Source organism: uncultured Gimesia sp. (assembly GCF_937919775.1).
Taxonomy (GTDB): Bacteria; Planctomycetota; Planctomycetia; order Planctomycetales; family Planctomycetaceae; genus Gimesia.
On sequence record NZ_CALFPF010000760.1, the window covers coordinates 1 to 6727 of the forward strand.

Here is a 6727-nt window from a genome sequence, read left to right on the forward strand (position 1 = left end):
TTCCAGGAAGAGTCCCCCTGCACCGACGACGCGACCGGGGTAACGCAGTCCGGTTGCCTTCAGCATGGCAGTAGTTCTGTGCACGAACAGGTCAGTATACATGCCCGATCCGAACGGCCAGAAACGACGCCACTGTGCATAGACGGCACGGTCGAATGGTTGATATTCTGCCAGTCCTTCTTTCACGCCCAACCAGAGATTCCAGTCGATGGTTTTGGGATTCATTTCTTTTGTGAGCGAATAATACCGCCATTGTCCCATGGAGGAGTTGCGGAAATATTCCGTCTGGAACTGCAGTACTTTTCCAAGCTGCCCATCCTGCAGACGTGCGCGGACGTCATCCCAGACCGGGAGGCTGGTGGACTGTACTCCAACCTGCATGATCTTGCCGGTCTTTTTCCAGACCTCAACGACTTCCAGTGCTTCTTCGACTTTTTTCGTCATTGGTTTTTCGCAATAGACGTTCAGGCCGGCATTCATGGCGTCAATCGTCTGTTTGGCGTGCCAATGGTCGGGCGTTCCGATACAGACGGCGTCGAGTTTTTCTTTTTCGAGCATGTCGCGATAATCGACATACGCTTTAACATCATTGCCCAGCTCTTTTTTGATGTAATTTGCGGTGCGGTCGCGGTGTTCAGAATAGACATCAGAGACTGCCACCAGTTCGATGTTCATACCTTCTTTTTTCAACTCGACCAGTTTTTTGACGTGGGCACCAAACCCCCGTCCACCAGGGCCGATAAAACCAATGCGAATGGCTTCGTTTTTATTACCTGCTCCGAATGCGGGTGCGGTCGCCAGTCCGGCGATGGCGCTGGCAGCGACAGCAGTCGTTCCTGATGTTTTCAGGAAATCTCTTCGATTGATGGGGCTGTGTTCCATTTCGTAATCTCCAGTGATTTAATAAAGTAGGTCTGTTACTGGATGGCATCAGGGAACGATACCAAATGCGTTTATGATTTAAGGTGAGCACCCTCCGGCGCAGCTTGGGAAGGAGAGGAAACCACTTTCCTTACGCATAATAGTAGCAATAATGAGGGACGGATGGTACTTATCACTCTACATTTTCTGAATTGTTGCCGATTCAATTGATACAGCCAGAAATGAGTGCCGGTCGTAACCAATTTCTAAATAAAGGCAATAAATTGTTGGGTTAAGCGGTGTTAATACGTGGATTAGAAGGTTTCGACGTCTGTCGGGGAGGCATGATCTCAATTGGTAACTTTGATGGCGTTCATCGAGGCCACCAGTTAATGATTCGGACATTGGTTCACCAGGCCCGAAGTGAAAATCTACCCGCAGTTGTCTTTACATTTGAACCTCATCCGATTCATCTCCTCCGGCCCGAGCATGCGCCCCCGGAATTAATGGGAATAGAAGAGCGTGCCGCCGTGCTGGAGAGCCTGGGCGTCGATTGCGTCATCGCTTATCCCACGGACCGTGCCTTACTCAATTTGAGCGCGGAAGAGTTCTTTCAGCAGATTTTATGTGATCAGTTGCAGGCGAAGGGACTGGTGGAAGGCCCCAACTTTTATTTCGGCAAAAACCGCGCGGGTGATGTGCATCTGTTGCGAACCCTGTGTGATCGTGCCGGGATGTTTTTCAGCGTGGTTGAACCCGGTTTGTGTGATGGACGCATGATATCATCCTCGGAAGTGCGTAAAGCAATCCAATCGGGCGAGGTCGCACTGGCGGCGAAAATGCTGGGGCGGTTCTATCAGATCAAAGGGATGGTCGAGCACGGAGAGGAACGAGGCAGAGCGTTAGGATTTCCGACGGCCAATCTGGCTGACGTGCTGACCCTGCTGCCTGCGGAGGGCGTGTATTGCGGTTTTGGCAGTGTGGGGGGGCAGCGTTATCCTGCGGCGATTCATATCGGCGGTAATCCCACATTCCAGAATTCGGAAACGAAGGTGGAAGTGCATCTGATCGGTTTTACCGGCGACATTTATGACCGGAATCTGCAGGTGGAATTTCTGGAGAAACTCCGCGATACCCAGACGTTTTCTGACGCAAACGCACTCAAAGCGCAATTGGCGATTGATATTGAATCATCAAAAAAGCAGGTCGATCAATGGAACGCTGCGCAATAATTCCCTAAGATGACTCAATGACAAAGTGGAACCAGTTACACAGAAACGCGGAACACACAGCGCAGGAATTATGAATGAGCAGTATTAACTGGATCCCCCTTTGCGAGATCATCGCGGCACATCAGAAATTCCTGCTTTCCTGCCATGTTCGCCCTGATGCGGATGCGCTGGGTTCTGAGCTGGCGCTGGCCTGTTTTCTCAAACAGCTCGGCAAAGAGGTCCGGGTGATTAATCCGTCGGTGCATCCGAAAGGCATGGACTTTCTGGTGCAGGAGCATGAAGTCCGTTATGTGGGCGATGGTGTCACTACGGAAGATTTTGACTGGGCCGAAGTGCATATCATCCTTGATACCAGCGCGTGGTCGCAGTTACCCGGACTGGCGAATTTTTATCGCAAAACCGAATCGAAGAAAGTGGTGATCGATCATCACGTCAGCTCTGATTCGCTGGGAGCCGAAGAGTTCAAGGACATCACTTCACCTGCGACCGGTTGTCTGGTGTATGATCTGGGTAAAGCTCTCAACTGCACGGTGACGGCGGAAATTGCGACTCTGATTTATGCCGCCATTGCGACAGACACCGGCTGGTTTCGCTTTCCCTCGACCACCAGTTACACCATGCAGATCATCAGCGAGCTGATTAAAGCCGGTGCGGAACCGCATCAGATTTATGAGCTGCTGTATGAGCAGAACAGTTTACCTCAATTGAAACTGATGGGCCGTGTGCTCGGCAAAGTTCAGACGGATTTTGATGGTCTCCTGGCTTATACGGTTGTCAGTTGTGAAGACTTGGGTGAAACGGGAACAACGCCCGTTGATACCGAAGGGCTCGTCAATTATTGTCTGACTCTGGCAGGGACTCAGGCGGCGTTTATCGCCGTTGAACAGCGCAGCCGACAGGTTAAAATCAGCTTTCGCAGTCGAACTGCCTGGGATATTTCCAAAATCGCGGAATCCTTTGGAGGAGGCGGGCATCGTCAGGCTTCGGGAGCGATGTTAAACGGTCCGCTGAATTCTGCCGTCACGAAAGTACTCGTGAAATTTCGCGAGATGTTTGACACGATCGAGAAATAACAGGCTGTAATTCTCAATATTCTTCGTGATCTGCGTTGCGATTTGATTGCTCTTGCCCAGAGGCTACTATAGCATAAAAGATATCAAGCTATAGTTAGTCTATTTATTCCTGCCACAGAGGGTAATCGATGCGCTTTCATTATCAACACCGGTTCTTTGTCTGTCTTCTGACATTAACACTGCTCTGCTGTCTGCTGTTCAAATTCTCTGCGGCCGAGAACCCGATACAGAATACTCAAGACCCCAAAGATATCGCTACCTCTGCTGAGCAGACTGTGAAAAACATGACAGTCCCCGAAGGCTTCAAGGTGACGTTGTTCGCCAGTGAGCCCAACGTGCATCAGCCGATCGGATTTGAGATTGACGACCGGGGTCGTGTCTGGGTGGCAGAATGTTTCAGCTACGAGCGCGGCACATATGATGATCAATACGAGGACCGGATAATCATCCTGGAAGATACGAACGGCGACGGTAAAATGGATCGGCGGAAAATCTTCTGGCAGGGATCCGGGCCTTTATCAAGCATCACCGTCGGCTCGAATGGCGTCTGGGCTTTGTGCCGTGGCGAATTACGCTACTTCGAAGACAAAAACCATGATGATGTTCCCGATGGAAAAGCTCAGGTATTGCTCGAAGGCTGGAACTATCAAACGGTCCGGCACAACATTGTCAGCGGTCTGACCTGGGGCCCCGATGGCTGGTTATACGGCCGGCATGGGATTACCGACACCTCGCTGGTGGGGACTCCCGAGACCGAACCTTCAAAACGCACGCTGATTCATTGCGGCGTCTGGCGTTATCACCCTGTTCGTAAGATCGTCCAGGAAGTCAGTTCGGGGACCACGAACCCCTGGGGCTTTGATTACGATGAATACGGGCAGATGTTTTTCACGAATAATGTGAATGGCCATTTATGGCATATGATTCCCGGTTCGCACTACATTCGGATGAATGGGCACGGCAGCGACCCCAATCCTTACGTTTATGAATTGATGACAAAGTGTGCCGACCACGATCACTGGGACAGTTCGTCAGGCAAATGGACCGATTCGCGGGACACTTCCGGAATTCACGGCCAACTGGGAGGCGGCCACAGTCATTGCGGGGGCATGATTTATCTGGGCGATAACTGGCCTCTGAAATATCGAAATTCCATCTTCATGTGTAACACGCACGGACATCGTGTAAATAATGATGCGCTCGAGCGTGAAGGCTCGGGTTATGTTGGCACACATCGTCCCGATTTTCTGTTAACCGGTTCAGACTGGTTTCGGGGAACCGAATTAAAATATGGTCCCGATGGCAGCGTTTATCTTTCCGACTGGGCCGACCTTGGAGAATGTCACGACCATGATGGCGTGCATCGCACCAGTGGCCGTATTTATAAAATTTCGTATGGCGATGTCAAGCAGCCTGAAAAACTGGATTTGAATCAGCTTTCCGACAGCGAACTGGTCAAGCTGCAATTACATCCGAATGACTGGTATGTCCGTCATGCCCGCCGCATTTTGACAGAACGTGCAGGATTGGGAGCGAACTGGAGTCAGCCCAAAGCGGAATTGTTGAACATCTATCATACATCGAAAGAGGTTCCCAAGAGGCTGCGTGCCATGTGGACCCTGTATTGCACGAATCAGGTCAATGATACCTGGCTGGTGCAACAGTTGCAGGATCCCAGTGAGCATGTCCGCATCTGGGCGATTCGGTTTCTGGTGGATGACGGGAAAGTTCCTGCAGAGGCTGTTCCACAGTTTGCGCAACTGGCCCGGGAAGAATCTTCGGGACTGGTGCGTCTCTATCTGGCTTCAGCGATGCAGTCACTGCCCCCGCAGGATAGCTGGGAGATTGCGGCGGCCCTCGATCAGAATCATACAGACACGGAAGACCGCAATTTTACGCTGATGCTCTGGTATGGAATTCAACCGGCGGTCATGGCTGACAGTGATGCCGCATTGAAGTTTCTGAGTCATTCCACCCGACCGATAGTGCGCCAACTGGTTGCACGACGTTTAACGGAAGACATTGATCAACATCCCGAATATGCAACGCAGTTGGTTCAACAAGTGATTGACGCGAAGGACGCCGCAGTTCAGCAGGATCTGTTAACGGGGATTCAGGCAGCTTTGCAGGGGAGATTGAAAGCCCAGGCACCGAAAAACTGGCCGGCATTGAAGCAACAGGTTTCTAAAGCAGACTCAAAGGAGTTATCAGCGCTGGTGACAGAATTGTCTGTCGTTTTCGGGGATGGGCAGACTATGGATGCGCTCAAGCAGATTGTCATGGACTCGGATCGTTCAATGAAAAGCCGCTATCAGGCGCTGGAAACCTTATTGAACAGTTCGCAGAACAAAGATTTGCTGTCCGTGATTCAGCAGGCGGCGAACGTCACCGAACTGCAGGCTCTGGCGTTTCGGGGTTTGTCGCGGTTTTATGATCCCCAGACGATTCAACGCATGCTGGGACGTTACAAATCGATCAAACAGGAGGGGCGTCAGGCTTTGCTCGATACCGTATGCAGCCGCAAGGAATATGTCCTGCTACTGCTGACAGCCATCGATAAAAAACAGATTCCGCAACAGGACGTCTCTGCATTTCACGTGCGACAGTTACGCAACTTTCAGGACAAAGAAGTCGTAGAAAAACTGAATCAGGTCTGGGGCCAGACGCGGGAAACTCCCGAAAAGAAACGGGCACAGATTGAAGGCTATAAAACACTGCTGACAGCGGAACGCCTGCAGCAGACAGACCTCACACAGGGACGCGCCTTGTATGAAAAAACGTGTGCGAAATGCCATCGTCTGTTCGGCACAGGCGGGACTATCGGCCCCGATCTGACCGGAGCCAACCGGACCAATATGGATTATCTGCTGGAAAACATGGTGGACCCCTCTGCCCTGATTCCGAAAGGGTACGAAATGGTTGTGGTCGCGCTGGAAGATGGTCGCGTCTTGAACGGGACGATTGTCAGACAGACCGATCAGCAGTTGACACTCCAGACACAGAATGAATTACTCGTACTGGATCGACGTCAGATTGACGAAATGAACCAGTCCAAGTTATCCCTGATGCCGGAAGGACAACTGGATCCGCTGACCGAGCAGCAGTTGGCTGATCTGATCGCTTACATTGCCGGTCATACGCAGGTCAAATTACCTGTGGGCACTCCGACAGCGACGAGTCCGTAAATCAGACCAGCCTGTTTTATAGGCGGGCACTCTGAAAGCACATCCTGGAAGCACTTCTCTGTTGAGGAAGTGGTCGCGTGATGGCAGGACCTGCTGTCATCACGCGTGATGTTACGAAACCGAGGATTCGGCGCTCAATGCTGCTCTCCAGCGACTCCGTAAACGCATTCAGGGAACAGCCGGATGGTTCCGAGGTGGTTTTCGTCCCTCAGAACTGATCTCTCCCCGGAGTGGATTTGAACCGGGGAACGCCATTATTTCTCAGGTATGGGTCGCTGCCATTCGCCCCGCATCCATTTGACGAGCAGGTTCAGATCGTGTTTGGAGAGTTTCGATTCTTCAAATGCGGGCATGACGTTTTTCTCGCCGTAGAACT

The 6727-nt window shown here is 51.5% G+C and carries 4 protein-coding genes; 3 read left to right on the forward strand and 1 reads right to left on the reverse strand.

Features of this window, described 5'->3' with window-relative positions; genetic code table 11:
• The coding region (locus Q0294_RS21530; protein ID WP_299469563.1) for a Gfo/Idh/MocA family oxidoreductase at nt 1–882 on the reverse strand (882 nt) is incomplete at its 3' end.
• A 278-nt stretch (nt 883–1160) separates the two neighbouring features.
• Between Q0294_RS21530 and Q0294_RS21535 the strand changes: the two genes are divergently transcribed.
• The 3 genes from Q0294_RS21535 to Q0294_RS21545 all read left to right on the forward strand — a co-directional run bounded on the left by Q0294_RS21535 (nt 1161) and on the right by Q0294_RS21545 (nt 6351).
• Nucleotides 1161–2093: a bifunctional riboflavin kinase/FAD synthetase gene (locus tag Q0294_RS21535; RefSeq protein ID WP_299469565.1), complete on the forward strand. Its 933-nt coding sequence runs from the start codon at nt 1161–1163 to the stop codon at nt 2091–2093.
• 74 nt (nt 2094–2167) lie between these two features.
• Nucleotides 2168–3166 (forward strand): bifunctional oligoribonuclease/PAP phosphatase NrnA, encoded by a 999-nt coding sequence (locus Q0294_RS21540; protein ID WP_299469567.1) that lies wholly within the window; start codon nt 2168–2170, stop codon nt 3164–3166.
• Between the two features lie 128 nt (nt 3167–3294).
• Nucleotides 3295–6351 carry a PVC-type heme-binding CxxCH protein gene (locus Q0294_RS21545; RefSeq protein WP_299469569.1) on the forward strand — a complete coding sequence of 1019 codons (3057 nt, stop codon included), beginning with the start codon at nt 3295–3297 and terminating at the stop codon, nt 6349–6351.
• Nucleotides 6352–6727 lie beyond the last annotated feature (376 nt).